Origin of the sequence: Paracoccus zhejiangensis, assembly GCF_002847445.1 — a bacterium.
In the GTDB taxonomy this organism is placed as follows: domain Bacteria; phylum Pseudomonadota; class Alphaproteobacteria; order Rhodobacterales; family Rhodobacteraceae; genus Paracoccus; species Paracoccus zhejiangensis.
In genome coordinates, this window is sequence record NZ_CP025430.1 from 2,672,772 (window position 1) to 2,696,958 (window position 24,187).

Here is a 24,187-nt window from a genome sequence, read left to right on the forward strand (position 1 = left end):
ATTACGCCCTTTTGGAGTGGTCGAACTGGTGCTGGGCGGATTCGATCATCTCGCCGACTTCGCTTTCATCCACGACGCCGTGGCTTTCCGGGCCGCGATGCCAGTCGACGATCAGGTTGGCGACGGCCTGCGCCGCGATGGCCAGCGTGGCGAAGATCACCATGATCTTCATCGTCGCCGGCAGGGGTGGGTCAAAGGCGGTGCCGAAGGTCTCCCACCGCATGAATTTCTGTGCGGCCTCGGTCCAGGACCCCCAGAGGATCGCCAGTGCGAACAGGCAGATCAGCCCGGTCGAGATCAGGTCGCAGAGCCGCTGCAGGCCGCGGGGCATCTGGTCATAGACAAGGTAGATCGAGATATGCGAGCGCTGCTGCATCGCGTAGAGGCCCGACAGCAGGTAGATGAACCCCGCCATCCACAGCGAGGTCTCGTTGGCCCAGAGCGTCGGGCGCTCGAAGACATAGCGGGCGACCACTTCGAAGAACATGACGCCCACAACGCCGGTCAGGATCAGCATGGTCACGCGCGAAACGAACAGCGCGAAACGGTCGAAGCTGCTGCGCAGCTCGATCTCGCCCTTGGTGGCGCGGGCGGTGCGGATGCCCATGATCAGCGCCACCAGCGCGACCAAGGCGAAGACATAGTCGATCAGCCCGGCGGATTGGTATTTTGACAGAAGATTGTCATTGGCCTTGCCCATCGAGACGATGAAGCGCGGGAAGAACCAGATCACCCACATCATCGCCGCGACGAAGATCGCCGGCCACATCATGTCCTTGCCAAAGCGCATCGCTGGTTGCATCGCCATGTCCTTTCACGGGGGAAACGTGGCGCGGCCCGCTTCCGGGCCGCGCGAGAAGCGAGCCGGTTTACTCGGTGATGAGACCGATTTCCTTCATGTAGGCGATGTGGCTGTCGACCAGCGACTTGGCCTCGGGGGTCTTGGCCGCCCATTCCTGCCAGGTCTCCTGCGCCGCCTTGCGGAAGCCGGCGCGGTCCTCCTGCGACCAGTCCGAGATATGGATGCCCTTTTCGGTCAGTGCCTTGGCCGCTTCCTCGTTGGCGGCGGCAAAGGTCTCGGCCGAGCGGATCGACAGGTCGTCCATGGCCTTCTGCACCACGGCGCGCTGCTCGTCTGTCAGGCTGTCCCATTTGGTCTTGTTGCAGGCCAGGTGGTCGGCGGGCATCGAGTGGAAGCCGGGATAGGTGGCGTTCTTCACCACGTCATAGAGGCCGAGGCCGACATTGTTCGAGATGGCCGAGGCATCGGCGCCGTCGATAATGCCGGTTTCCAGCGCGGTGAAGACCTCGGTGAAATCCATCACCACCGGCTTCGAGCCAAGCTTGGCGAAGATCTCTGTCTCCATCCCCGGGGGCGAGCGGAATTTCCAGTCCTTCAGGCTGTCAAGGTTGTCGAGCGGCTTCGACGAGGCCAGCGCCTCTTGTCCATACATCCACCAGCCGACGAACTGCATCCCGTACTGGTTGTAGAGCGCCTGCACCAGTTCGACATTGCCCGGCTGCTTCAGCCAGTCATATTGCTGCTGCGGCACGTCATAGCCGCCCATGATGTCGCCGACGAACTGGAAGGCCGGGTTCTTGCCGGTCTGGTAGGCGCCGCCGGTCATGTCGCAATCGAGAATGCCATTGGCAGCGGCGTCGAAGGTCTCGACCGTCTTCACCACCGAAGATGAATAGAACATTTCAATGGTCAGATCGCCGTTCGAATCGGCGGCAACCTGGTCGACAAAGCCCTGCGCCAGTTTGCCCGAAGTGGTTTCGGGGGCGTAATGCGTTTGAATCCGCAGCGTTTCGGCTGCCGCCGGCACGGCCAGTCCGATCAGGGCAGCGGTGCAGATCATGGTTTTCTTGATGGTCATTCTCGTCAGTCCTCCTCTGCGATGGCACGCCGTCTAACATGGTTTCCGCAATTCTGGTATACCATTTATGTGCCAGCCCTGCAAAAACCTCGATGTCCGCGGGAAAGACGCGGGGAAAGGGCGCCCATCTGCCCGAGTTTTGCACAAAATGAAGAAGATCGCGCCCCAGTTGAGGCGCGATCTTCTGATTTGGCATCCGGTCAGCCCGCGAAGGGCTCGGAACTACTTCTTCTCGCGGTGAATCGGCTCGGCGGTGAAGCTGCCGCCCTGGTAGACGGCGACCGGCGCGTTCTTCGCCGGGCGCGGCACCTCGGACACGATCCGGTCAAGGTGGTCGGCAGCATTGTCCTGCGGCTCCCAACCCAGGTAACCTGCCGCTGAATTGTCCCACCAGCCGGCATCGTTCTTCGACGCGCCCCAGATGATCGGGCAGCCAAGGCGCGGGACGCGGAACACCGTGCCGATCAGCGAGACGAAATCGTCATGGCTGAACCAGCTTCCCAAGGCCCGCCAGTCCTTCGGCTCGGGCGTGCAAGAGCCGATGCGGACGATCGCCGTTTCCTGCCCGAACTTGTCATAATACATCCGCGCCATCGCCTCGCCAAAGACCTTCGAAACGCCGTAAAGCCCGTCAGGCCGCACCGGGTCGCTGGCGTGCAGGCGCTGATCCTGCTTGTAGAAGCCGATGGTGTGGTTGGTGCTGGCGAAAAGGATGCGCGGCATCCCGTTGACCCGCGCCGCCTCGTAGAGGTTATAGACCCCGCGCAGGTTCGCCGGCGAGATCTGGTCAAAGCTGCGCTCGACCGAAACGCCGCCCAGATGCACGATGCCGTCGCAATCGGCGACGATGTCGAACACCGCCTCTTCATTGGCCAGATCGCAGGTAAAGACTTCCTCGTTCTTCGCCGGCCGTCCCAGATCCGAGATGTCCGACAGCCGCAGCACCTCGGCCATCGGCGCCAGCCGTTCTCGCAACATCTGCCCCAGCGCGCCCGCTGCCCCCGTGATGAGCAACCGTTTCATCCGCTTCCTTTCCGCTTTTCGCCGCATGATGGGGCGAAACTCCTGCCGGGCGCAATGCTCGTCCATCTATCCTCCCAGATAGGCTTTGAGGTCCGGCGGCGGATCATCCAGCAGCGGGCCGGTCGGCACGGGCGGTTCGGCGCGGCCGTCATGGATCACGATGGTCTCTGGGGCAAAGCGGCGCGCGTCGTCGGGATCATGCGTGACCATCAGCACCGTGGCGTCGGTCTGCCCGGCAATCTCGGCCAGCAGGTCCAGCATCTCGTCCTTCAGCGCCGGGCCAAGCGCGCCGAAGGGTTCGTCCAGAAGCAGGAGCGGGCGCGCCCGCAGCAGCACCCGCGCCAGCGCCACCCGGCTTTGCTGGCCGCCCGAGAGCTGCGCCGGTCGGCGGTCTGCCATGTCCTGCAGCCCGACCCGCGCCAAAGCGCCTGCGACCCGTTCCCGCTCGGCCGGTGACAGCCGCAGGTCGGGGCGCAACCCAAGGCCGACATTCTGCCCGACGCTCAGATGCGGAAACAGGTTCTGGTCCTGAAACAGCACCGAGACCGGCCTTTGCCCCGGCGACAGTGGCGCCAGATCGCGCCCCTGCCACAGCACCTGTCCCTGATCGGGGACCAGGAAGCCCGAGATCAGCCCCAGCAGCGTCGATTTCCCCGATCCCGACGGCCCGATCACCGCCACCCTCGCCCCGGTCCCGACGGTCAGATCGGCAGAGAGGCGGAAATCACCAAGCGCCAGCCGCACCCCGCGAAACTCAAGCATTCAGCCGCCCTCCCCGGTCAAAGGCCCAGAAGAGGGCAAAGCTGATCGCCATCAGCAGCACCGCACATCCGGCGGCATCGGCCATGCGATAGGCCGTCATCAACTGGTAAAGCTTCAGCGGCAGTGTCGGCTGGTCGCTGGCGAACAGCGTGATGACCCCCAGATCACCCATGGCCAGCGCCGCCGCCAGCCCGCCGGCAAAGCCCAAGGGCCGGGCCAGACGCGGCAGGGTCAGATGGCGCAGCCGCGCCCAGCCCCGCAGGTCCAGCGACGCCGCCAGCCGTCCGTAGTCCTGTTCCAGCACCCGCGCCGCCGGGATCAGCGCGCGCAGGGCAAAGGGCAGCGCCATCACCGCGTTGATCGCCACCGTCACCGGCAGCGCCAGTTGCCCCGGCGTGATCCAGACCCGCAGGATCAGATAAAGGCCAGTACCCAGCACCAGCGGCGAGGCAATGATCGGCAGCATCCCGGCGGCCTCGATCAGCCGGGCGGGCCATCCCGCACTTCCCCGTGCGATGGCCAGCGACAAGACGAGCCCCAGCGCCAGCGTCAGCAGCGCCGAGACCAGCGCCATGATGACCGAGCGCCCCGCCGCGACCCAGACCGTCGCCTCCAGCGCCGGAAGGCGCGGCAGGCCGGCAAGGATCACGGTCAACATCGGCCATAGCAGGAAGCCCGCCGCCAGCGTGATCGCCAGCGCATCGCCCCCGCGCCGCCAGCCACCCGGCCCGCGCAACGATGCCGCGCTGTCCATGCCGGCGCCAAAACCCGCAGGGATGGTGAACCGGCTGGCCAGCGCCATGGCGCCAAGGCACAGCCCAACCTGCACCAGCCCCAGCGTCGCCGCGCGGCCCATGTCGAAATCGAAGCGGAAGGCCTGATAAATCGCCAGCTCGACCGTCGTGGCCTTCGGCCCGCCCCCCAACGCCAAGGCCACGGCGAAACTGGTCAGACAGACCAGGAACACCGCCAGCCAGACCCCGGGCAGCACCGCCCTGAGCATCGGCCGTTCCAGATGCCGGGTGATGTCGCGGGGTGCAAAGCCAAGGCTCTCGGCCAGCCGGAAGCGTTCGGCGGGGATCCCTTGCCAACCCTGCAACAGCAGCCGCACCGACAAGGGCAGGTTGAAGAAGACATGGGCGAGGATGACGCCCTGCCAGCCATAGATGCTGATCTCGGGCAGGCCGAGGGCACGAAGACCCTCGTTCAGCAGCCCGTTCCGGCCAAAGACCGAGATCAGCCCCATGATCGCGACGATCACCGGCAGGATGAAGGGCGCGCCCAGAAGCGTGACCAGCACCGAACGGCCCGGAAACCGCCGCCGCGCCAGCGCCCGCGCGACCGGGATCGCGAGCATGGCCGAAAGCGTGGCCGAAACGGCGGCCTGCCACAGCGTGAACCAGACCGCGCGCCAGTCCCACGGCCCCAGCCCCGAAAGCCCGCCGGCAAAGCTTGCCACCGCCGCCAGCGTGCCAAGGATCAGCCCGGCCAGCAGCGCGGCCGTGACCACCCCGCCAAGACCGGGTCTTACTGCGAGAACGCCGCCAGCCATTCATCCAGCGCCGGCCGGCGCAGCGCCTCGGCCTCGTCCTCGCTATAGAACAGGGTCTTGTCCGGTCGCGGCAGATCGCGCATCACCTGTGGCCAGTCGGCCTCGGGCAGTTTCGACGGCAGCGACCAGTTGGCATGGGGAATGACGCTCTGGAATTTGGGCGTCAGCACCCAGTCCATGAAGCTCTGCGCCAGTTCCGGCTGATCCGTGCCCTTCACCTGCGCCGCCACTTCGGTCAGGAAATAATGCCCCTCCGGGAAAATCGCGGCGTGCTTGGTTTTGTCGCCTTCGGCCTCGATGTGATAGGCGGGCGAGGTGGTGAAGGACAGCACCATATCGGCCTCGCCTTCGGTGAAGAGGCCATAGCTTTCCGACCAGCCCTTGGTCACGGTCAGCACCTTCGGCGCCAGCTTGGCCCAGGCCTGCGGCGCGCCCTCGCCATAGACCGACTTGACCCACAAGAGCAGCGCCAGACCCGAGATCGAACCGCGCGGGTCCTGGATGACGATCTTCAGATCCTCGGGCGCGTCCAGCAATTCGGCGAAGCTTTTCGGCGGATTTGGCGTGCGGGTCTCGTCATAGATGAAGGCGGTCTCGCTCCAGTTATAGGGCAGGAAGATGTCATCCTCCCAAGCCACGGGCAGAGACATATCCGAAGTGTCCTGCCCATGCTGCGCGAAAAGGCCAGAGGCGCGGGCGCGGGCCAGCACATCGGTGTTGAGGCCGAAGACAACATCGGCCTCGGTCCCCTCGCCTTCCATCAGGAGGCGGGGGAGGATGTCGCCGGTGACGAATGTCAGGTCGCAGCCGCAGATCGCCTCGAACCCCTCCTCGATCTTCGGACCCGGCCCCCATTCGCTGGTGACGTAATCCTCGGCATAGACGGTCAGCACCGGCTTTTCCTGCGCCAGCGCGGGGCTGGCGGCCAGCAGGGCCAGAAGGGCAAGGCGTTTCATCGCGACCTCCTTTGTCAGGGTTCCGAAAAGAAGGATCGCGAAACCTTCCCTCCGCCGGTGTGAGCCGGATCAGGTTCAACGGGTCCGCTATCGCGTCTCAGCCCTGTGGGCACCCCGAGGTGGCTGCAAATGTAGAGGTTCCACCGGCCAGCGCAAGCGGCTAGAAACGCCAGGAACGACAGGCAAGGCGCAGATGACTGACCAGCCCACTCCGATGATGGTGCAATATCTGGCGATCCGGGAGGCCAATCCCGGCGCGCTGCTGTTCTATCGCATGGGCGATTTCTACGAGATGTTCTTTGACGATGCGGTGGCCGCGGCCGCCGCACTCGACATCGCGCTGACCAAGCGCGGCACCCATCAGGGCGAGCCGATCCCGATGTGCGGCGTGCCGGTCCATGCCGCCGAGTCCTATCTGCTGACGCTGATCCGCAAGGGCTTCCGCGTGGCCATTGCCGAGCAGATGGAGGACCCGGCCGAGGCCAAGAAGCGCGGTTCGAAATCTGTGGTCGCCCGCGATGTCGTGCGGCTGGTCACCCCCGGCACACTGACCGAGGAATCGCTGCTGGAGGCGCGCCGCCACAACTTCCTCGCCGCCTTCGCCACGGTGCGCGAGGAGTCGGCGCTGGCTTGGGTCGATATTTCCACTGGCGCCTTTCAGGTGATGGAATGTTCGCTGCCCCGCCTTGCCCCGGAACTGGCGCGGCTCGCCCCGCGCGAGCTTCTGGCCGTCGAGGGTGCGGACCTTGACGATCTGGCGGCGGATGCCGGTGCGGCGCTGACCGACCTGCCGCCCGGTGCCTTCGACAGCGGCGCGGGGGCGCGGCGGCTGTCGGCGCTTTACGGGGTCGAGACGCTGGACGGGTTCGGTGCCTTCACCCGGGCCGAGCTGTCGGCCATGGGCGCGATCGTCGACTATCTGGACATGACGCAAAAGGGCAAGCTGCCGCTGCTGCGCCCGCCTGTCCGCGAACGCGCCGGCGGGGCGATGCAGATCGACGCCGCCACGCGTCGCAACCTCGAACTGACGCAGGCCCTGTCGGGTGGGCGCGAGGGGTCGCTGCTGTCGGCCATCGACCGCACGGTGACGGCGGCGGGGGCGCGTCTGCTGGAACGGCGGATCAGCGCGCCGAGCCGTGATCTGGCGCTGATCCATGCAAGGCAGGATGCGGTGACGGCGCTGGTCGAGGATGCCCGCCTTGCCGCCGACCTGCGCGATGCCCTTTCGCGCGTGCCCGACATGGACCGCGCGTTGTCGCGGCTGGCGCTGGACCGGGGCGGCCCGCGTGATCTCTCCGCCATCCGCGCCGGGCTGACCCAAGGCGCCGGGATCGCCGCCCGCCTGCCCGAGGACGCGCCGCAGGTGCTGCTGGATGCCGCCCGCGACCTGACAGGCCATGACGAACTGATCGACCTGCTGGATGACGCATTGGTGGCCGAACCGCCGCTGCTGGCCCGCGATGGCGGCTTTGTCGCCCCCGGCCATGAGGCCGATCTGGACGAAACCCGGCGGCTCAGGGACGAGGGCCGGGGCGTCATCGCCGGGATGCAGGCCGATTACATCGCGCTGGCGGGCGTTCAAAGCCTGAAGATCAAGCACAACAACGTGCTGGGTTACTTCATCGAGACGACCACAACCCATGCCGAGAAGATGCTGGCCCCGCCGCTGAACGAGACCTTCATCCACCGCCAGACCACCGCCAACCAGATCCGCTTTACCACCGTCCCGCTGTCGGAACTGGAAACCCGCATCCTGAACGCCCGCGACCGGGCGCTCGAGATCGAGCGCGGCATTTTTGAACGCCTGCGCGGCGCGGTTCTGGATCAGGCCGCCGCCATCGGTCAGGCGGCGCGGGCCTTGGCCGAGATCGATCTGGCTGCCGCCTTTGCCGATATCGCCACCGGCGAAAGCTGGTCGCGCCCGCGCGTCGATGACAGCCGCGCCTTCCTGGTCGAGGGCGGGCGGCATCCGGTCGTCGAACGCGCGCTGAAGCGCAAGGCCGAGGGGTTCGTCGCCAATGACTGCGACCTGACCACCGGCGAGACCCCGGCGATCTGGCTGCTGACCGGGCCGAACATGGCCGGCAAATCGACCTTCCTGCGCCAGAACGCGCTGATCGCGGTGCTGGCACAGGCCGGCGCCTATGTCCCGGCCCGCCGCGCCCATATCGGCATGGTCAGCCAGCTGTTCAGCCGGGTCGGCGCGGCAGATGATCTGGCGCGCGGACGCTCGACCTTCATGGTCGAGATGGTCGAGACCGCCGCCATCCTCAATCAGGCCGACGATCATGCGCTGGTCATCCTCGACGAGATCGGGCGCGGCACTGCAACCTGGGACGGGCTATCGATTGCCTGGGCGGTGATGGAGCATCTGCACGGCGCCAACCGCTGCCGGGCGCTGTTCGCCACCCATTACCACGAGATGACGGCGCTGTCGGCGCGGCTCGACGGGGTGGAAAACGCCACCGTCGCCGTGCGCGAATGGGAGGGCGAGGTGATCTTCCTGCATGAAGTCCGAAAGGGCGCCGCCGATCGCAGCTATGGCGTGCAGGTGGCGCGGCTGGCGGGCCTGCCGGCTTCGGTCGTCGAGCGCGCGCGCGAGGTGCTGACCGCGCTGGAATCGGGCGAACGCGAGGGGGCAGCCCGTCCGGCCGCGCTGATCGACGACCTGCCCCTCTTCCGAGCGGCCCCTGCGGCCCCTGCCCCGGCAAGGGCCAAGGAAAGCCCGGTTGATGCGCGCATCAAGGCCATCCATCCCGACAGCCTGACCCCGCGCGAGGCGCTGGACCTGATCTACGAGTTGAAATCCCTGACCGGAGAGACCGCATGAGCTACAACACCTTTGGCCGCGAATTCCGGTTCACCACCTGGGGCGAAAGCCACGGCCCGGCGCTTGGCGCGACCGTCGATGGCACGCCGCCGGGCGTGCCCCTGGACGAGGCCTTCATCCAGCAGTTTCTGGACCGCCGCCGTCCGGGGACCAGCAAGCACACCACGCAGCGGCGCGAGGCCGACCAGGTGCGCATCCTCTCGGGCGTGTTCGAGGGCAGGACCACCGGCACGCCGATCCAGCTGATGATCGAGAATACCGACCAGCGCAGCAAGGATTACGGCGATATCGCGCAGGCCTATCGCCCGGGCCATGCCGATATCACCTACCAGCTGAAATACGGCCATCGCGACTATCGCGGCGGCGGGCGTTCCTCGGCGCGCGAGACAGCGGCGCGGGTCGCCGCCGGGGGCGTGGCCCATGCGGTGCTGCGACAGATGCTGCCCGACCTCAGGATCACTGGCTATATGGTGCAGATGGGCGCGATGCACCTGGAGCGCGGGCGTTTCGATCGCTCGGCCATCGACGAGAACCCGTTCTTCCTGCCCGATGCCACGGCGGCGGATGCCTGGGCAGATTATCTCGATGGCATCCGCAAGGACCAGAACAGCGTCGGCGCGGCGGTCGAGGTGCTGATCGAGGGCTGCCCGCCGGGTCTCGGCGCGCCGGTCTATGCCAAGCTGGACACGGATCTGGCCGCGGCGATGATGTCGATCAACGCGGTGAAGGGGGTCGAGATCGGCGAGGGCATGGCCGCCGCCGCCCTGACCGGCACCGCCAATGCCGACGAGATCCGCATGGGCAATGACGGCCCGATCTTCCTGTCGAACCATGCCGGCGGGATTCTGGGCGGGATCTCCTCGGGTCAGGACATCGTGGTCCGCTTCTCGGTGAAGCCCACCAGTTCCATCACCACGCCGCGCCGCTCGATCAACGCCAAGGGCGAGGAGATCGACCTGATCACCAAGGGCCGCCACGATCCCTGCGTCGGGATCCGCGCCGTGCCGGTGGCCGAGGCAATGGCGGCTTGCGTGATCCTCGACCACCTGCTGATGGACCGGGCGCAGACCGGCGGGGTGCGCGGCCAGATCGGCTGAAGAGAGGGCGGAACGCTCAGACGATCAGCGCACTCAGCGGCGGCAATCCGTCCACCTCCGCCTCGATCCGGTCCCCGCGCTGCAGGGCACTGACGCCGGCGGGCGTGCCGGTCATTACCAGGTCGCCCGGCATCAGCCGGTAGAGGGTCGACAGGAAGGCCACGATCTCGGCTTCGGAAAAGATCATCTGGTCGAGCCGGCCGTCCTGCCGCACCGCCCCGTTGACGGTGAGCCGGATGCCGGGGCCGGCAGGGGCCGAGGACAGCGGCGCGACCACCGCAGAGAAATCGAAATCCTTCGCCGCGTCCCACGGGCGGCGCTTGTCCTTGGCCTCGGCCTGCAGGTCGCGCCGGGTCATGTCGATGCCCACGGCCCGCCCGACGATCGCCGCCGCTGCCGCCTCGGGCGTGGCATCGACCAACTCCGTCCCGATGGCCAGCACCAGCTCGACCTCGTGGTGCAGGTCCGTGGTGCCCGGTGGATAGGGCACATCGCCCGGCCCGGTCAGCGCATGGGCGGATTTGGTGAAAAAGAAGGGCTTCTCGCGGTCAACCTCGTTGCCCATTTCGGCGGCATGGTCGGCATAGTTGCGGCCGATGCAGAAGATGCGACGGACCGGGAAGTCGCTGCCGTCCAGAGGCAGGCTGGGGGTCGGAAGGGTCATTCTTGCTCCTTGCTGGCCAGGAATTGCTCGACCTCGTCGAGCTTGGGGATGGCGTCACCGGCGCCGCTGCGGGTGACCTTCAGCGCCGCCGCCGCCGCCGCGCGGCGCAGCGCCACCGGGATGTCGTCGCCCCGATCCAGCCCGGCGATGAAATAGCCGGCAAAGCAGTCGCCCGCGCCCGTGGTATCCACGACCTCGACCGGATAGGCCGGCACCTCGAAGCTGCGCCCGCCGCGCAGATCGCGGTATTCCGCCCCCTTGGCGCCACGGGTGATCAGCATCCCCTCGACCGCCAGATCCTCGCCGAAGGCCGCCGTCAGTTCCGCTGCCTCGCCCTCGTTCACCGCGATGATCGAGACATGTGGCAGCACGGCGCGCAGCGCCTCGATGTCGAAGGGCGCGGCGGAATAGACCACCCGAACCGCTCGCTTTGCCGCCACCTGCGCCAGTTCGACCTGCAGGTTCGTCTCGTTCTGCATCAAGAGGAAGTCCCTGCCCTTCATCCGGGCGATGGCGGACTTGAACTGCTCTTGCTGCAAGGTCCGGTTGGCGCCGCCATGGATGACGATGGAATTCTCGCCGTCATCGTCCAGGAGGATGATGGCATGGCCTGTGGCCTGGTCGTGGTGGCGAACGATATGGGTGGTGTCGACGCCGGCACTGGTCAGGCGTCCGACCACCCAGTCATCGGAGCGCGCCGCCGCGCCCAGGTGGACCACGCTGGCCCCGGCGCGCGCTGCGGCGAGCGACTGGTTGGCGCCCTTGCCGCCCAAGCCCTTGCGATAGTCACGGGCCGACAGCGTCTCGCCGGGGCGCGGCAGGTGCGGCAGATGATAGGTATGGTCGATATTGATCGACCCGAGATTCCAGACGGTCATGGCCTGCCCCTTCGCTGATCCCTGCCAAGCCGATGTGACAAAAAGAAACGCGCCCGGCAAGGGCGCGTTCCGAAATCACGATCGCTGCGTCTGGGATCAGTGCTTGCCCTTGTGGGGCGCCCAGAGCCGCTTGTTGGTGTAGAACAGCAGGCCCGACAGCACGATCAGGAACAGCACCGAAACCAGGCCGACCTGTTTGCGGTCCATCATCTTCGGCTCGGCGGTCCACATCAGGAAGGCCGACACGTCGCGGGCCATCTGGTCGACCGTGGCCGGCGTGCCGTCCTCGTAGGTGACCAGATCATCCGACAGCGGCGCCGGCATCCCGATATAGCCGCTGGAGAAGGCGGTGTTCTCGTAGAGCACGGTGCCCGCCTGCTCCATGTCCTCACCGGTATAGCTGGTCAGGATCGCATGGATGTATTCCGGGCCGCCGATGCCGTTGATCAGCTGGCTGATGCCGGTGCCATAGGGGCCGTGGAAGCCGGCGCGGGCCTTGGCCATCAGCGACAGGTCCGGACCCATGCCGTCACCGCTGACGGTCGGGAAGTGATCCGTCGGCAGGCGCGGACGCTCTTCGCCGGTTTCCTCGTCCATGATCGACAGCTGCGCCGCATAGGCGCGCACCTGATCCTCGGGCAGGCCGGGGCCGCCCTCGTCATGCAGGGTGCGGATCGGCACCTGCTTCATGCCGTGGCAGGCTGCGCAGACCTCGGTATAGACCTGCAGCCCGCGCTGAAGCTGGAACTGGTCATAGGCGCCGAAGGGGCCTTCGAAGCTGAAGGCGATATCCTCGATATGACCGCCGCCGTGATCGCCACCCTCTTCCTCGGCCGCGTGTTCGGCAGCCTCGTCAGCCTCGGCCGTGGTTTCGCCTTCGGCTGCGGTCGGCGCATCGGCCTCGACCATCTCGCTGGCGGTCTCGGCGGTGTCGCCGGCGGCCGCGTCCTGTTCGGTCGCGGTGGTTTCTACCGCGGTTTCGTCGGCGGCGGGCGCTGTCTCGTCCTGGGCGGTCTCTTCGGCTTCGGACTGGTCAGCCGAGGCATCGGCCGGCAGTTCTTCCGAATCCTGCTGACCGGCCACGGTTTCGGCCGGGGCGGCATCGGCAGCGGTATCATCCGCAGCAGCCTCTTCCGGGGTCTCGACCGCCGGGGCTTCTGCCGCCGGGGCCGCTTCCGCGGGCTCGGCTGCAGGTTCAGCGGCAGGCTCGGCCGCCGGGGCTTCCGCATCGGGTGCTTCTGCAGCCTGAGCTTCCGCCGCCGGTTCCTCGGCAGCGGGGGCCTCGGCAGCGGGCTCGGCCGCAGCCGGCGCTTCCGTCTCGGCCGGAGCCGGGACCACCTGCGCTTCGGCAGGCTGCTCGGTGGTTGCGGTCTGCGCGAAGGCGAAACCGGCCGAGCCGATCAGCAGGGCCGAAACGGCCGAGAGCGTCTTGGTTCTCAGGGTCATTCTCGGCTCTCCTTACTCGGCAGGCTGGGCCGCGGCCCGGTAGTGGTCGTTGAAGTCTTCCTCGATGGTCGAGGGCATCGGCTCGGGCTTCTCGATCACGCCCAGAAGCGGCAGGATGACGAGGAAATAACCGAACCAATAGGCCGAGCCGGCCAGCGCGATATAGGGATAGATCCCCTCGGCCGGCATGGCGCCAACCCACATCAGCACGACGAAGTCGACGGCCAGCAGCCAGAACCACCACTTGAACTGCGGGCGGAACCGACCCGAGCGCACGCGGCTGGTGTCGAGCCAGGGCACCAGCGCCATGACCAGGATGGCGCCGAACATCGCCAGCACGCCGAAGAACTTGGCGTCGATGATGCCGAAGCTCAGCCATTCGACCAGCATCACCACCCAGACATCCGAGGTGAAGGCGCGCAGGATGGCGTAGAAGGGCAGGAAGTACCATTCCGGCACGATATGCGCGGGCGTCGCCAGCGGGTTCGCCTCGATGTAGTTGTCGGGGTGGCCGAGGTAGTTCGGCATGAACCCGACGACGGCGAAGAACACCACCAGGATCAGCGCCAGCGCGAACAGGTCCTTGATGACGAAATAGGGCCAGAAGGGAAGCGTGTCCTTTTCCGCCTCGGCTTTCGAGGTGCGGCGCACCTCGATGCCGGTCGGGTTGTTGTTGCCGGTGGTGTGGAAGGCCCAGATATGCACCACGACCAGCGCCGCGATGATGAAGGGCAAGAGGTAATGCAGCGAGAAGAAGCGGTTCAGCGTGGCGTTGTCCACGGCGGGCCCGCCCAGCAGCCAGGTCTGGATCGATTCGCCAATGCCCGGGATCGCGCCGAAGAGGCCGGTGATCACCGTGGCACCCCAGAAGGACATCTGACCCCAGGGCAGCACGTAGCCCATGAAGGCGGTGGCCATCATCGCAAGGTAGATCAGCATCCCGATGATCCAAGTGACCTCGCGCGGGGCCTTGTAGCTGCCGTAATAGAGGCCGCGGAAGATGTGGATATAGACCGCGAGGAAGAACAGCGAGGCGCCATTGGCGTGCAGGTAGCGCAGCATATAGCCGCCGTTCACGTTGCGCATGATGTGCTCGACGCTGGCAAAGGCCAGATCAACCTGCGGCGTGTAATGCATGGCCAGCACGATGCCGGTCACGATCTGCAGCGCCAGGCAGAAGGCCAGGACGATGCCCCAGATCCACCACCAGTTCAGGTTCTTCGGCGTCGGGATCATCAGCGTGTCATAGATGATGCTGACCACCGGCAGGCGGCGATGCAGCCACTTTTCCAGGCCCGTCTTGGGCTCGTAATGGTCGTGCGGAATTCCGGCCATGTGGTGCCCCCTTAGCCCAGCTTGATCGTGGTTTCGTTGACGAATTCGGCAACGGGAATATGCAGGTTCTGCGGCGCGGGGCCGCGGCGGATGCGGCCCGCCGTGTCGTAATGGCTGCCGTGGCAGGGGCAGAACCAGCCGCCGAAGTCACCGGCGCCATCGCCGATCGGCACGCAGCCCAGATGGGTGCAGACGCCGATCATCACCAGCCATTCGCCGGCCTCGTCCATGGTGCGGTTCTCGTCGGTCGCCGGCTCGTCCGGCTTGTTGGCATTCTCGGCGCCCTGGTCGATCAGCTCGCCCAGGTCGACGGCGCGGCCCGCCTCGATCTCTTCGGGCGTGCGGCGGCGGATGAACACGGGCTTGCCCAACCATTTGACGGTCAGCTGCGAGCCGGGCTGAACACCACTGACATCGACCTGGATCGAGGACAGCGCCTGGACATCGGCCGAGGGATTCATCTGGTTCACAAGGGTCCAGCCGGCGGCACCTGCGGCGACGGCGCCGGCCCCGGCCGTGGCATAATAGAGGAAGTCCCTCCGGGTGCCTGCGTGATCATCTACGTTGGACACGGGTTTTTCTCCAGTTCGGGCCTTATGCTTGGCCGGTACGACAATCCGGGCCGCGCGGATGGCAGCCATTGCCGGGGCGTTGTAGCGGTCAAATTCGCGTCAGTCCAGCGGGTTTGCCCGGGCAAATGGTGGCAAAGGGCCGGGGTTGTTGGAAAATTGTCGCGGCCCCGGGATGCCGGTTCGGCTCGGGCCGGTCAGGGCGGCAAGGCGGGGGCGCTGCCCCCGAACCCGCGGGATATTTTCAGCACGGATGATTGGGCAGAGACGCGAGAGGGGCGAATCGTCGGAGAGCGATCAGATCAGCCCTTCGGCACGAAAGCTGACCTCGCGGGATTTTCCGATGATCAGATGGTCATGGACGGTGATCGACAGGCTGGCCGCGGCCTGGACGATGCGGGCGGTCATGGTGATATCGGCCTCGGAGGGGCTGGGGTCGCCCGAGGGGTGATTATGCACCAGGATCAGCGCCGAGGCGTTCAGTTCCAGCGCCCGACGCAGGATCTCGCGCGGATAGACCGGCACATGGTCGACCGTGCCGCGGGCCTGTTCCTCGTCCGCGATCAGGTTATTCTTGCGGTCGAGATAGAGCACCCGGAACTGCTCGGTCTCGGCATGGGCCATGGCGGTATGGCAATAATCCAAGAGCGCCTGCCAGCTGGAGAGGACCGGGCGGTTCATCACCCGGGCACGGGCAAGCCGCTGCGCCGCGGCCTCGACGACCTTCAGCTCGGCAATGACGGCGGGACCGACACCCGGCACCGCCTGCAACCGCTGGGGGGTGGCGCTGATGACCCGGTTGAAATCGCCGAACTGGTCCAGCAGCAGCCGGGCCAAGGGTTTCATGTCCTGACGCGGCACGGCGCGGAACAGGATCAACTCCAGCAGCTCATAATCCGGCATGGCCGCCGCCCCACCGCTCAGCAGGCGGTCGCGCAGCCGGGCGCGGTGATCGACGAGATAGGACGGTGCCGCCTTGCCCGGCGGCCCTGCGACGACGGGACGCAGCAGGCCGACATCATCCGCAGCCGGCAAGAACAGCGGCAGCGGTGCTTCGGAAAAGGCGCGATTCGGGGCCATGGCGGCAGGCTGGCACGGCGGGGCTGAAGATTCGGTAAAGAAACCGCGCAGGATCACCGGCGGCTCTTTCCCTTGGGGAAAGAAAGCGATCAACTGCCGGTGAACGAGGGAGGACAACAGATGCGCGTGCCATTCGACACCGTTGCAGACACAATCGAGGCCGCCTTCCGGCGCGCCGGCATGGCCCCCGACAAGGCGAGGATCTGCGCCCGGATCCATGCGGAATCGAGCCGCGACGGCGTTGCCTCGCACGGGCTGAACCGCGTGCCGCGCTTTGTCGATTACCTGCAACGCGGCTGGGTCGATGCCGGGGCCGAGCCCGCGCTGGCCCGCCGCGTCGGCCCGATCGAGATCTGGGACGGACGGCGCGGTCCGGGCGTGCTGAACGCGCTGGCGGCGACCGACCGGGCACTGGCGATCGCGGCGGAACAGGGCTGCGGCATTGTCGCGCTGCGCAACACCACCCATTGGATGCGCGGCGGCGCCTATGGCTGGCGGGCGGCCGAGGCCGGCAAGATCCTGATCGCCTGGACCAATACCGAATCTGTCATGCCGGCCTGGGGCGGGACCGATGCGCGGATCGGCAACAACCCCCTGGTCATCGCCCTGCCCGGCACGCCGGATCATGCGCCGCTGGTCCTCGACATGGCGATGTCGCAATATTCCTATGGCAAGCTGGAGGTGACGCGGCAGCAGGGCCGGCAACTGCCCTATCCGGGCGGCTTTGACAGCGCGGGCGAGCTGACCACCGACCCGGCGGCGATCGAGGCGACGCGGCGGATCCTGCCGACCGGGCTGTGGAAGGGTGCGGGGCTGTCGATCGTTCTGGATGTGCTGGCGGCGGCGCTGTCCGAGGGGCTGGCGACCGATGGCATCGACAAGGTGGGCGAAGGCAGCTGCACTGGCTGCTCGCAGATCTACATGGGTTTCGATCCCGAGACGCTTGGCAGCGCCGACCACCTGCGCGAGACGCTGGCGGGCATGGCCCGGCATCTGGCGTCATCGACCCCGGCCGAGGCCGGGCGAGGTGTCACCTATCCGGGGCAGAATACCCGGCGCATGCGGGCCGAGAACCTGCAGGACGGCGTGCCGGTGGACGAAAAGGTCTGGGCCGAGGTGCAGGCGCTGGCCTGAGGGGAAGGCGGGGCGGGCGGGACTGCCCGCCCCACCGAGTCAGCTGGTCATGTCGTCCCAGAAGCCCTTGACCTTGTTGAAGAAGCTGGTCGATTGCGGGCTGTTGTCGGCCTTGACGCTTTCGAACTCGCGCAGCAGCTCTTTCTGCCGTGCGGTCAGGTTGACCGGCGTTTCCACCGTCAGCTCGATCAGCATGTCGCCCGGCTCGCCATGGGCGCCGGCGCCGTGACGCAGGGGCGGCATGCCCTTGCCGCGCAGGCGCATCTGCCGGCCGGTCTGGCTGCCTGCCGGCACCTTCACCCGCGAGCGGCCGCCATCGATGCTGGGCACCTCGACCTCGCCGCCAAGCGTGGCCGTGACCATGCTGACCGGCACCTGGCAGGCCAGCATCTTGCCGTCGCGCAGGAAGATCGCGTGTTCCTGCACCTCGACGAAGATATAGAGATCGCCCGAGGGACCGCCGCGCATCCCCGCCTCGCCCTCGCCGGCCAGACGGATGCGGGTGCCGGTCTCGACCCCCGCCGGGATGTTCACCGACAACGTGCGTTCCCGCTCGATCCGGCCAGCGCCGGCACAGGATTTGCAGGGATTCTTGACGATTTGGCCCTGACCGGCACAGGTCGGGCAGGTGCGTTCGACGGTGAAGAAGCCCTGTTGCGCCCGCACCTTGCCCATGCCCGAGCAGGTCGGGCAGGTGGTCGGTTCGATCGCGCCCTCGGCACCGGTGCCATTGCATTCTTCGCAGGTGACCGAGCCGGGAACGGTGATCTTTTTCTGCAGGCCCTGGTAGGCCTCTTCCAGCGTCACCCGCAGGTTATAGCGCAGGTCCTGCCCGCGCTGCGCCCGGGTACGCCCGCCGCCGCCGCCGCGACGGCCCATCATGTCGCCGAAGAGATCCTCGAACACATCGGCGAAGGCCGAGCCGAAATCTCCCGGATGCCCGCCACGTCCGCCGAAGCCGCCGCCATTTTCAAAGGCCTGGTGACCAAAGCGGTCATAGGCGGCCTTTTTCTGGTCGTCCTTCAGGCATTCGTAGGCCTCGTTCACTTCCTTGAAGCGGGCCTCGCAGCTGTTGTCGGTCATGTTGCGATCGGGGTGCAGCTCTTTCGCCTTCTGGCGATAGGCCTTCTTGATCTCGTCGGTGGAAGCACCGCGAGTCACACCCAGAACGTCGTAATAGTCGCGCTTAGCCATGTAGTTTCCTGTTCCGGACCCTCACGGAAGAAGCCGGCCCGCGCTGCGGACCGGCCCCAGAAGTGTGGCGGGGATCAGCCCCGTTTCTTGTCGTCGCCGAGATCTTCGAAATCGGCATCGACGATATCGTCATCCACGTCACGCGGACCGTCACGGTCAGCATCGCCCTCGTCGGACGCGCCCTCCGCCGACTGCGCCTTGTAGATCGCCTCGCCCAGTTTCATGGACGCATCCATGACGTTCTGGATCCCCGACTTGATCTTGCCGGCATCCTCGGACTTGACGGCTTCTTCCAGCGCACCGACGGCCAGCTCGATCACCTCGACGGTCGAGCCATCGACCTTGTCGCCGTGCTCTTCCAGCGATTTCTTGGTCGAGTGGATCAGGCTTTCGGCCTGGTTCTTGGCTTCGATCAGCTCGCGCCGGGACTTGTCGGCATCGGCGTTTTCCTCGGCATCCTTCACCATCCGCTCGATATCCTCGTCGGAGAGACCGCCCGAGGCCTGGATGGTGACATTCTGTTCCTTGCCGGTGCCCTTGTCCTTGGCTGAAACCGAAACAATGCCGTTGGCGTCGATGTCGAAGGTCACCTCGATCTGCGGCAGACCACGCGGTGCCGGCGGAATGTCCTCGAGGTTGAACTGCGCCAGCATCTTGTTATCGGCGGCCATCTCGCGCTCGCCCTGGAAGACCCGGATCGTCACGGCGTTCTGGTTGTCCTCGGCGGTCGAGAAGATCTGGCTTTTCTTGGTCGGGATGGTGGTGTTGCGGTCGATCAGGCGGGTGAACACGCCACCCAGCGTCTCGATCCCCAGCGACAGCGGGGTCACGTCGAGCAGAACCACGTCCTTCACGTCGCCCTGAAGCACGCCACCCTGAACCGCGGCACCCAGTGCCACGACCTCATCGGGGTTCACGCCCTTGTGGGGTTCCTTGCCGAAGAACTTGGTCACTTCCTCGATGACCAGCGGCATCCGGGTCTGACCGCCGACGAGGATCACCTCGTCGATGTCACCCTTCGAGACGCCGGCATCCTTCAGCGCGTCCTGGCAGGGCTTCAGCGTGCGCTTGACCAGATCGCCGACAAGGCTGTCCAGTTTGGCACGGGTCAGCTTGACCACCATGTGCAGCGGCACGCCGCTGTTCTTGTCCATCGAGATGAACGGCTGGTTGATCTCGGTCTGGCTGGCGCTCGACAATTCGATCTTGGCCTTTTCCGCCGCCTCTTTCAGGCGCTGGAGCGCCATCTTGTCCTTGGTCAGGTCGACGCCATGTTCCTTTTTGAACTCGTCGGCCAGGTAGTTGACGATCTTCATGTCGAAATCTTCGCCGCCGAGGAAGGTATCCCCGTTGGTCGATTTCACCTCGAACAGACCGTCGTCGATTTCCAGGATGGTGATGTCGAAGGTACCGCCGCCAAGGTCATAGACCGCGATGGTCTTGTTTTCCTTCTTGTCCAGACCATAGGCCAGCGCGGCCGCGGTCGGCTCGTTGATGATGCGCAGCACGTCGAGACCGGCGATCTTGCCCGCGTCCTTGGTGGCCTGACGCTGTGCGTCGTTGAAATAGGCCGGAACCGTGATGACCGCCTGGGTGACCGTCTCGCCCAGGTAGCTCTCGGCCGTTTCCTTCATCTTCTGCAGGATCATGGCGCTGATCTGCGAAGGGGAATATTTCTCGCCCCGGGCCTCGACCCAGGCGTCGCCATTGCCGCCATCGACAATGTCGTAGGGCACCAGCTTGCGATCCTTCTCGACCTCGGGGTCGGTCAGGCGGCGACCGATCAGGCGCTTGACGGCGAAGATGGTATTGCTGGGGTTGGTCACCGCCTGGCGTTTCGCCGGCTGGCCGACCAGTCGCTCACCCTCGGTGAAGGCGACGATCGAGGGGGTCGTACGCGCACCCTCGCTGTTCTCGATAACCTTGGGCTGGCTGCCGTCCATGATGGCGATGCAGCTGTTGGTGGTGCCAAGGTCGATCCCAATGACTTTAGACATTCATGTAACCTTTCTTACGGCGATATAATGGGCCCCGGATCCATTACGGCCTCCGCGGCCCGATCCCATGAGTTCCGAGCCGCTGCCTGCACAGGGTGACAGACAACGTCCGGCCTTCGCTGGTCTATATAGGAAGCCATTTCGGACCCGCAAGCCGATGAGCGGGCAGGAATGCCGGGAAAAATGTCGAATGCGGACCAATTCCTGCCGGTCTGCTTCAGCCCTGACGAAGGCTGGCCAGCTTCAGCCCGAAGCCGATGAAGACGACCCCCGTCACCCCCTTCAGCCAGCGCTGCACGCGGGTGCTGCGGCTGAAGCGTCCAAGCTGGGCGAACATCAGCACCATCCAGCCGAACCACAGCGCGTTGATCAGGCTGTGAACGACCACCAGAAGATAGGCCGACCCGATGCCCGCATGGCTGGCGGCGATGAATTGCGGGAAGGCCGCGAGATAGAACATCGAGACCTTGGGATTGAGCGCATTGGTCAGGAACCCCTCGACGAAAGCGCGGCGCAGACTGCGCGGTCGGCGCGCGGCCTGAACCTCGACGGGGGGCGTGCCGCCGCGCCATGCGCCGATCAGCGCCTTGACCCCGATCCAGATCAGGTAGGCCGCGCCCAAGAGCTTGATGAAGGCGAAAGCCGTGGCCGAGGCCATCAGGATGGCCGAGATGCCGAGGATCGACAGCGTGCCGTGGACGAAGAAGGCGGCGATGAACCCGGCGATATTGGCAAATCCCGCCGCGCGCCCGGATGTGGGCACAGTCTTGGCGATCAACAGGCCATTCGGGCCGGGCGACATCACCAGCAGCGCAGTGACGCTGGCAAAGGTCAGGATCTGGGTCAGGTCCATGGCGGGCTCGCAACGTGGGGGCGCGCCGATTGGACAGGAGTTTGGCCGTGGGTCAAGCGGGAAGTGCGGGGAGCGCATGGAAGATCGGTCGCCCGACCCGATGCCCCGGCTGGAACACAGGGCGAGCGCCTGGCCGTGGGATGGCGCTGCCGACGGCACGCCTGCGCGATTTATGGTGCCAAGGCCCTCTGTTGCCTGAACTCGGGACCAGCGTCACCCAAGCGCCAGCCCGCCCGGACGGGCAGGCGCTCGCCCGGCGGGTCTGCGACCCTTGTTCCGGGCGATGTCTCCAGATCAGCCGGTGAAATTGGACGGTCCTGAAACGACACAGGAAACCCAACAAAATAACCCCGCCGACCTTTCGGGCCGGCGGGGCGCTGTCGTGCCGTTCTGCAGGGAGATGTCAGATCGGACGTCAGCCGTTGGAGGCGGCTTCCGCCGGTGCTTCTCCAGCGGGTTCGGTCGCGGCGGTGCTGGCGCCCGAGGGCAGCTTGAACGTCCAGACCATGCCACCCTGGTTCAGGTAGTTGACCTTGCTGGCCACCTCGCCACCCCAGAGCGGAACCGCGCCGCCCCAGCCCGAGACGATCGAGACATATTGCTCGCCATCCATGTCCCAGGTCACCGGCTGCCCGACGATGCCCGAGCCGGTCTGGAACGACCACAGTTCCTCGCCGGTGCTGTCATCCAGCGCGATGAACTTGCCCTCGGGCGTGCCGAAGAAGACCAGCCCGCCGGCGGTGGTCATCACGCCGCTCCACAGCGGAGCACCGTTCTTGAACTCCCATTTCCATTCGCCGGTCATCGGATCGATGGCCTTCAGCGAACCGATATGGTCCTCGTAGTTCGGCTTGATGGTAAAGCCTGCGCCCAGATAGGCGGCGCCCTTCTTGTAGGTGATCGGCTCGTTCCAGATGTCCATGCCCCATTCGTTCGAGGGCACATAGAACAGGCCGGTATTCTGGCTGAAGGCCATCGGCATCCAGTTCTTGCCGCCAAGGAAGCTGGGCGAGGCAAAGACGGTCGCGCCCTTGTTGCCCTCGGTCGCGGCGGTCGGGTCGCCCGGGCGGTTCTCCTCGACGAAGATCGGCCGGCCCGTCTCGTCGATGCCCGAGGCCCAGGTGATGTCCTTGACGAAGGGCCAGGCGTTCAGGAATTTCCCGTCCTCGCGGTTCAGCACGTAGAAGAAGCCGTTGCGGTCGGCGGTCGCGTATTTCTTGGCACCCTCGGCATCGGTGAAGGACACCACCTCGTTCACGCCGTCATAGTCCCAGCCCTCGCGCGGCGTGGTCTGGAAATGCCACTTGATCTCGCCATTGGCCGGATCGATGCCGACGCGCGAGGCGGCATAGAGGTTGTCGCCCTTGTTGCCTTCGACCGGGGTGCCGGCGCCACGCAGGTGGCTGTTCCAAGGCGAGGGGTTGCCCGCGCCGAAGACCAGCGTCTTGGTGTCCTGGTCGTAGGAACCGCCGAGCCAGGTCGCGCCACCGCCGGTCTTCCACAGATCCCCTGGCCAGGTCGCGTTCAGTGTGCCGGTCATGGTGCTTTCGGCGCCGTTGAAGGTGCCCATGTGACCCTCGATCATCGGACGGGTCCAGACCACCTCGCCGGTATCGGCATTGCGCGCCTGCACCTCGCCGACGATGCCGAATTCACCGCCCGAGTTGCCGGTGATGACCAGCCCGTCGACGATCAGCGGCGCGGCGGTGTAGCTGTAGCCGGCCTTGTAATCGGCGATCTGGTCGCGCCAGACGACATCGCCGGTCTTCAGGTCCAGCGCCACGATGCGCGCGTCCAGCGTGCCGAAATAGATCTTGTCGCCATAGATCGCGGCGCCCCGGTTGATGACGTCGCAGCAGGGCAGGATGCCTTCGGGCAGGCGGGCGTCGTATTGCCACAGTTCCTCGCCGGTCTTCACGTCGATGGCGTAAAGCCGCGAATAGGAGCCGGTGACATACATCACCCCGTCATAGATCAGCGGCTGGGTTTCCTGACCGCGCTGCTTTTCGCCGCCCATCGAGAAGGCCCAGGCCGGAACCAGCTGCTTGACGTTTTCCTTGTTGATCTTGTCCAGCGGGCTGAAGCGCTGCAGATCGCGGCCCATGCCATTGGTCAGCACCGTCTCGGTCACGCTCTGGTCCTTGGCCAGGTCTTCCTCGGTGACCTGCGCCAGAGCCGGCACTGCCATCATGACCGCCAGCATTGCGGTCGCGGTGAGTAATTTCATCGGTATCCTCCCTCGCGGTGGCGCATCTCGCGCACGCTTCGCCGAGTTAAGTCCGGGGCCCGAAACCGATCAATTCTCGTATTGTCGTAAGACTTTGGTATGAGATTTGCGCCGATTTGATTCGCCGCATAGCGGCGGATCACAAGGCCGATCAGAACATCGGCCCATAACGCCAGTTGTCGGCATCCGGCGTCACCTCGTCGGGGTCGTAACCGGCGTTGCGCAAGCGGATGGCGGAATCGACGCCCTCGGCGGCGGCCTGATCGATCAGCGCCCGCCCGGCATCCTCGTCCCGCGCCACGCCATAGCCGCGGATCAGGTCGAGCCCATGGTTGAACTTGCCGATCGGATCGCCGGCCTCGGCGGCACGGCGGCTCCATTCTGCGGCGGCATCGGGGTCATAAGGACCGGCCAGCGCGTTATTATCGAGCTGGCTCATCCAGGTCATCGCCGCTGTCCAGCCGGCATCGGCGCAGGCGGTGAAGGTCTCGCGCGCAATGCCGTGTTCGCCCTTCTTGGTCATGGCATAGCCCGAGGCGCAGGTCATCATGTCCAGCTTGCCCTCGCGGGCGTTCTGGATCATCCGCTCCATGCTCTGCTCGTCGGGATTGAGCGTGCCGTAAGGATCGGATTGCTGCGCCACGGCCGGCAAAGCCAGCGTGAGGGCAAGGGCGGCGATGCAGGGGAAGGTTGCAGGCTCAGACATTCTC

Annotated in this window: 20 protein-coding genes and 1 riboswitch; of the genes, 3 read left to right on the forward strand and 17 right to left on the reverse strand. The window is 66.0% G+C overall.

The window, feature by feature from the left end:
- Position 1 precedes the first annotated feature (1 nt).
- The 6 genes from CX676_RS12900 to CX676_RS12925 form a co-directional block, all read right to left on the reverse strand.
- Positions 2-802, reverse strand: coding sequence for a TRAP transporter small permease subunit (locus CX676_RS12900; RefSeq protein WP_157935926.1), 801 nt, complete (start codon positions 800-802; stop codon positions 2-4).
- 67 nt (positions 803-869) lie between these two features.
- Entirely contained in the window at positions 870-1,880 is a 1,011-nt protein-coding gene (locus tag CX676_RS12905) for a TRAP transporter substrate-binding protein (RefSeq protein ID WP_101752986.1), read from the reverse strand.
- Positions 1,881-2,102: 222 nt separating this feature from the next.
- Positions 2,103-2,903 (reverse strand): NAD-dependent epimerase/dehydratase family protein, encoded by an 801-nt coding sequence (locus CX676_RS12910; protein WP_101754323.1) that lies wholly within the window; start codon positions 2,901-2,903, stop codon positions 2,103-2,105.
- 66 nt (positions 2,904-2,969) lie between these two features.
- Complete coding sequence (locus tag CX676_RS12915) at positions 2,970-3,665, reverse strand: thiamine ABC transporter ATP-binding protein (protein ID WP_101752987.1); 696 nt, start codon at positions 3,663-3,665, stop codon at positions 2,970-2,972.
- On the reverse strand, positions 3,658-5,217 hold the full coding sequence (locus CX676_RS12920; RefSeq protein WP_101752988.1) for a thiamine/thiamine pyrophosphate ABC transporter permease ThiP: 1,560 nt from the start codon (positions 5,215-5,217) through the stop codon (positions 3,658-3,660). The genes CX676_RS12915 and CX676_RS12920 overlap by 8 nt, the downstream gene beginning before the upstream one ends.
- Positions 5,193-6,173: a thiamine ABC transporter substrate-binding protein gene (locus CX676_RS12925; protein WP_101754324.1), complete on the reverse strand. Its 981-nt coding sequence runs from the start codon at positions 6,171-6,173 to the stop codon at positions 5,193-5,195. The genes CX676_RS12920 and CX676_RS12925 overlap by 25 nt, the downstream gene beginning before the upstream one ends.
- 29 nt (positions 6,174-6,202) lie before the next feature.
- A riboswitch (TPP riboswitch) is annotated at positions 6,203-6,300 on the reverse strand.
- 66 nt (positions 6,301-6,366) lie between these two features.
- Between CX676_RS12925 and mutS the strand changes: the two genes are divergently transcribed.
- Together mutS and aroC are read left to right on the forward strand one after the other, a co-directional pair.
- The gene (gene mutS / locus CX676_RS12930) at positions 6,367-9,003 is read left to right on the forward strand and encodes a DNA mismatch repair protein MutS (RefSeq protein WP_101752989.1); all 2,637 of its coding nucleotides are present in this window, start codon (positions 6,367-6,369) and stop codon (positions 9,001-9,003) included.
- Positions 9,000-10,100, forward strand: a complete 1,101-nt coding sequence (gene aroC / locus CX676_RS12935) for a chorismate synthase (RefSeq protein WP_101752990.1) — start codon at positions 9,000-9,002, stop codon at positions 10,098-10,100. Before mutS ends, aroC begins: the two co-directional genes overlap by 4 nt.
- A 16-nt stretch (positions 10,101-10,116) precedes the next feature.
- Here aroC and CX676_RS12940 read toward each other — a convergent pair whose 3' ends face one another.
- The 6 genes from CX676_RS12940 to radC form a co-directional block, all read right to left on the reverse strand.
- Entirely contained in the window at positions 10,117-10,764 is a 648-nt protein-coding gene (locus CX676_RS12940) for a fumarylacetoacetate hydrolase family protein (protein WP_101752991.1), read from the reverse strand.
- Positions 10,761-11,642 (reverse strand): ribokinase, encoded by an 882-nt coding sequence (locus CX676_RS12945; protein ID WP_101752992.1) that lies wholly within the window; start codon positions 11,640-11,642, stop codon positions 10,761-10,763. The genes CX676_RS12940 and CX676_RS12945 overlap by 4 nt, the downstream gene beginning before the upstream one ends.
- A 96-nt stretch (positions 11,643-11,738) precedes the next feature.
- Positions 11,739-12,551 carry a cytochrome c1 gene (locus CX676_RS22960; RefSeq protein WP_269801964.1) on the reverse strand — a complete coding sequence of 271 codons (813 nt, stop codon included), beginning with the start codon at positions 12,549-12,551 and terminating at the stop codon, positions 11,739-11,741.
- A 549-nt stretch (positions 12,552-13,100) separates the two neighbouring features.
- Positions 13,101-14,423: a cytochrome b gene (gene petB, locus CX676_RS12955; RefSeq protein ID WP_101752994.1), complete on the reverse strand. Its 1,323-nt coding sequence runs from the start codon at positions 14,421-14,423 to the stop codon at positions 13,101-13,103.
- A gap of 11 nt (positions 14,424-14,434) precedes the next feature.
- A complete protein-coding gene (gene petA / locus CX676_RS12960; RefSeq protein WP_101754325.1) occupies positions 14,435-14,995 on the reverse strand; it encodes a ubiquinol-cytochrome c reductase iron-sulfur subunit in 561 nt (186 codons plus the stop codon).
- A gap of 294 nt (positions 14,996-15,289) precedes the next feature.
- Positions 15,290-16,072 carry a RadC family protein gene (gene radC / locus CX676_RS12965; RefSeq protein ID WP_101752995.1) on the reverse strand — a complete coding sequence of 261 codons (783 nt, stop codon included), beginning with the start codon at positions 16,070-16,072 and terminating at the stop codon, positions 15,290-15,292.
- 120 nt (positions 16,073-16,192) lie between these two features.
- Between radC and yiaK the strand changes: the two genes are divergently transcribed.
- Entirely contained in the window at positions 16,193-17,206 is a 1,014-nt protein-coding gene (yiaK, locus tag CX676_RS12970) for a 3-dehydro-L-gulonate 2-dehydrogenase (RefSeq protein ID WP_101752996.1), read from the forward strand.
- A 39-nt stretch (positions 17,207-17,245) separates the two neighbouring features.
- Here the strand turns inward: yiaK and dnaJ are convergent, their stop codons facing one another.
- The 5 genes from dnaJ to CX676_RS12995 all read right to left on the reverse strand — a co-directional run bounded on the left by dnaJ (position 17,246) and on the right by CX676_RS12995 (position 24,183).
- Entirely contained in the window at positions 17,246-18,400 is a 1,155-nt protein-coding gene (gene dnaJ, locus CX676_RS12975; protein ID WP_101752997.1) for a molecular chaperone DnaJ, read from the reverse strand.
- A gap of 74 nt (positions 18,401-18,474) precedes the next feature.
- Positions 18,475-20,397: a molecular chaperone DnaK gene (gene dnaK, locus CX676_RS12980; RefSeq protein WP_101752998.1), complete on the reverse strand. Its 1,923-nt coding sequence runs from the start codon at positions 20,395-20,397 to the stop codon at positions 18,475-18,477.
- 217 nt (positions 20,398-20,614) lie between these two features.
- Positions 20,615-21,250 (reverse strand): LysE family translocator, encoded by a 636-nt coding sequence (locus tag CX676_RS12985; RefSeq protein WP_101752999.1) that lies wholly within the window; start codon positions 21,248-21,250, stop codon positions 20,615-20,617.
- Between the two features lie 415 nt (positions 21,251-21,665).
- Entirely contained in the window at positions 21,666-23,477 is a 1,812-nt protein-coding gene (locus CX676_RS12990; protein ID WP_101753000.1) for a PQQ-dependent methanol/ethanol family dehydrogenase, read from the reverse strand.
- Positions 23,478-23,628: 151 nt separating this feature from the next.
- On the reverse strand, positions 23,629-24,183 hold the full coding sequence (locus CX676_RS12995; RefSeq protein WP_101753001.1) for an SEL1-like repeat protein: 555 nt from the start codon (positions 24,181-24,183) through the stop codon (positions 23,629-23,631).
- Between the last annotated feature and the right edge of the window lie 4 nt (positions 24,184-24,187).

Excerpts from the sequence above, each read along its gene's own strand:
- mutS (WP_101752989.1), top strand. The coding sequence starts at position 6,367 with ATGACTGACCAGCCCACTCCGATGATGGTGCAATATCTGGCGATCCGG.
- CX676_RS12985 (WP_101752999.1), bottom strand. The coding sequence starts at position 21,250 with ATGGACCTGACCCAGATCCTGACCTTTGCCAGCGTCACTGCGCTGCTG.
- dnaJ (WP_101752997.1), bottom strand. The coding sequence starts at position 18,400 with ATGGCTAAGCGCGACTATTACGACGTTCTGGGTGTGACTCGCGGTGCT.
- CX676_RS12925 (WP_101754324.1), bottom strand. The coding sequence starts at position 6,173 with ATGAAACGCCTTGCCCTTCTGGCCCTGCTGGCCGCCAGCCCCGCGCTG.
- radC (WP_101752995.1), bottom strand. The coding sequence starts at position 16,072 with ATGGCCCCGAATCGCGCCTTTTCCGAAGCACCGCTGCCGCTGTTCTTG.
- dnaK (WP_101752998.1), bottom strand. The coding sequence starts at position 20,397 with ATGTCTAAAGTCATTGGGATCGACCTTGGCACCACCAACAGCTGCATC.
- CX676_RS12910 (WP_101754323.1), bottom strand. The coding sequence starts at position 2,903 with ATGAAACGGTTGCTCATCACGGGGGCAGCGGGCGCGCTGGGGCAGATG.
- CX676_RS12995 (WP_101753001.1), bottom strand. The coding sequence starts at position 24,183 with ATGTCTGAGCCTGCAACCTTCCCCTGCATCGCCGCCCTTGCCCTCACG.
- CX676_RS12920 (WP_101752988.1), bottom strand. The coding sequence starts at position 5,217 with ATGGCTGGCGGCGTTCTCGCAGTAAGACCCGGTCTTGGCGGGGTGGTC.
- CX676_RS12905 (WP_101752986.1), bottom strand. The coding sequence starts at position 1,880 with ATGACCATCAAGAAAACCATGATCTGCACCGCTGCCCTGATCGGACTG.
- CX676_RS12990 (WP_101753000.1), bottom strand. The coding sequence starts at position 23,477 with ATGAAATTACTCACCGCGACCGCAATGCTGGCGGTCATGATGGCAGTG.
- CX676_RS12940 (WP_101752991.1), bottom strand. The coding sequence starts at position 10,764 with ATGACCCTTCCGACCCCCAGCCTGCCTCTGGACGGCAGCGACTTCCCG.
- petB (WP_101752994.1), bottom strand. The coding sequence starts at position 14,423 with ATGGCCGGAATTCCGCACGACCATTACGAGCCCAAGACGGGCCTGGAA.
- yiaK (WP_101752996.1), top strand. The coding sequence starts at position 16,193 with ATGCGCGTGCCATTCGACACCGTTGCAGACACAATCGAGGCCGCCTTC.
- CX676_RS12915 (WP_101752987.1), bottom strand. The coding sequence starts at position 3,665 with ATGCTTGAGTTTCGCGGGGTGCGGCTGGCGCTTGGTGATTTCCGCCTC.
- CX676_RS12900 (WP_157935926.1), bottom strand. The coding sequence starts at position 802 with ATGCAACCAGCGATGCGCTTTGGCAAGGACATGATGTGGCCGGCGATC.
- aroC (WP_101752990.1), top strand. The coding sequence starts at position 9,000 with ATGAGCTACAACACCTTTGGCCGCGAATTCCGGTTCACCACCTGGGGC.
- CX676_RS22960 (WP_269801964.1), bottom strand. The coding sequence starts at position 12,551 with ATGGTCGAGGCCGATGCGCCGACCGCAGCCGAAGGCGAAACCACGGCC.
- CX676_RS12945 (WP_101752992.1), bottom strand. The coding sequence starts at position 11,642 with ATGACCGTCTGGAATCTCGGGTCGATCAATATCGACCATACCTATCAT.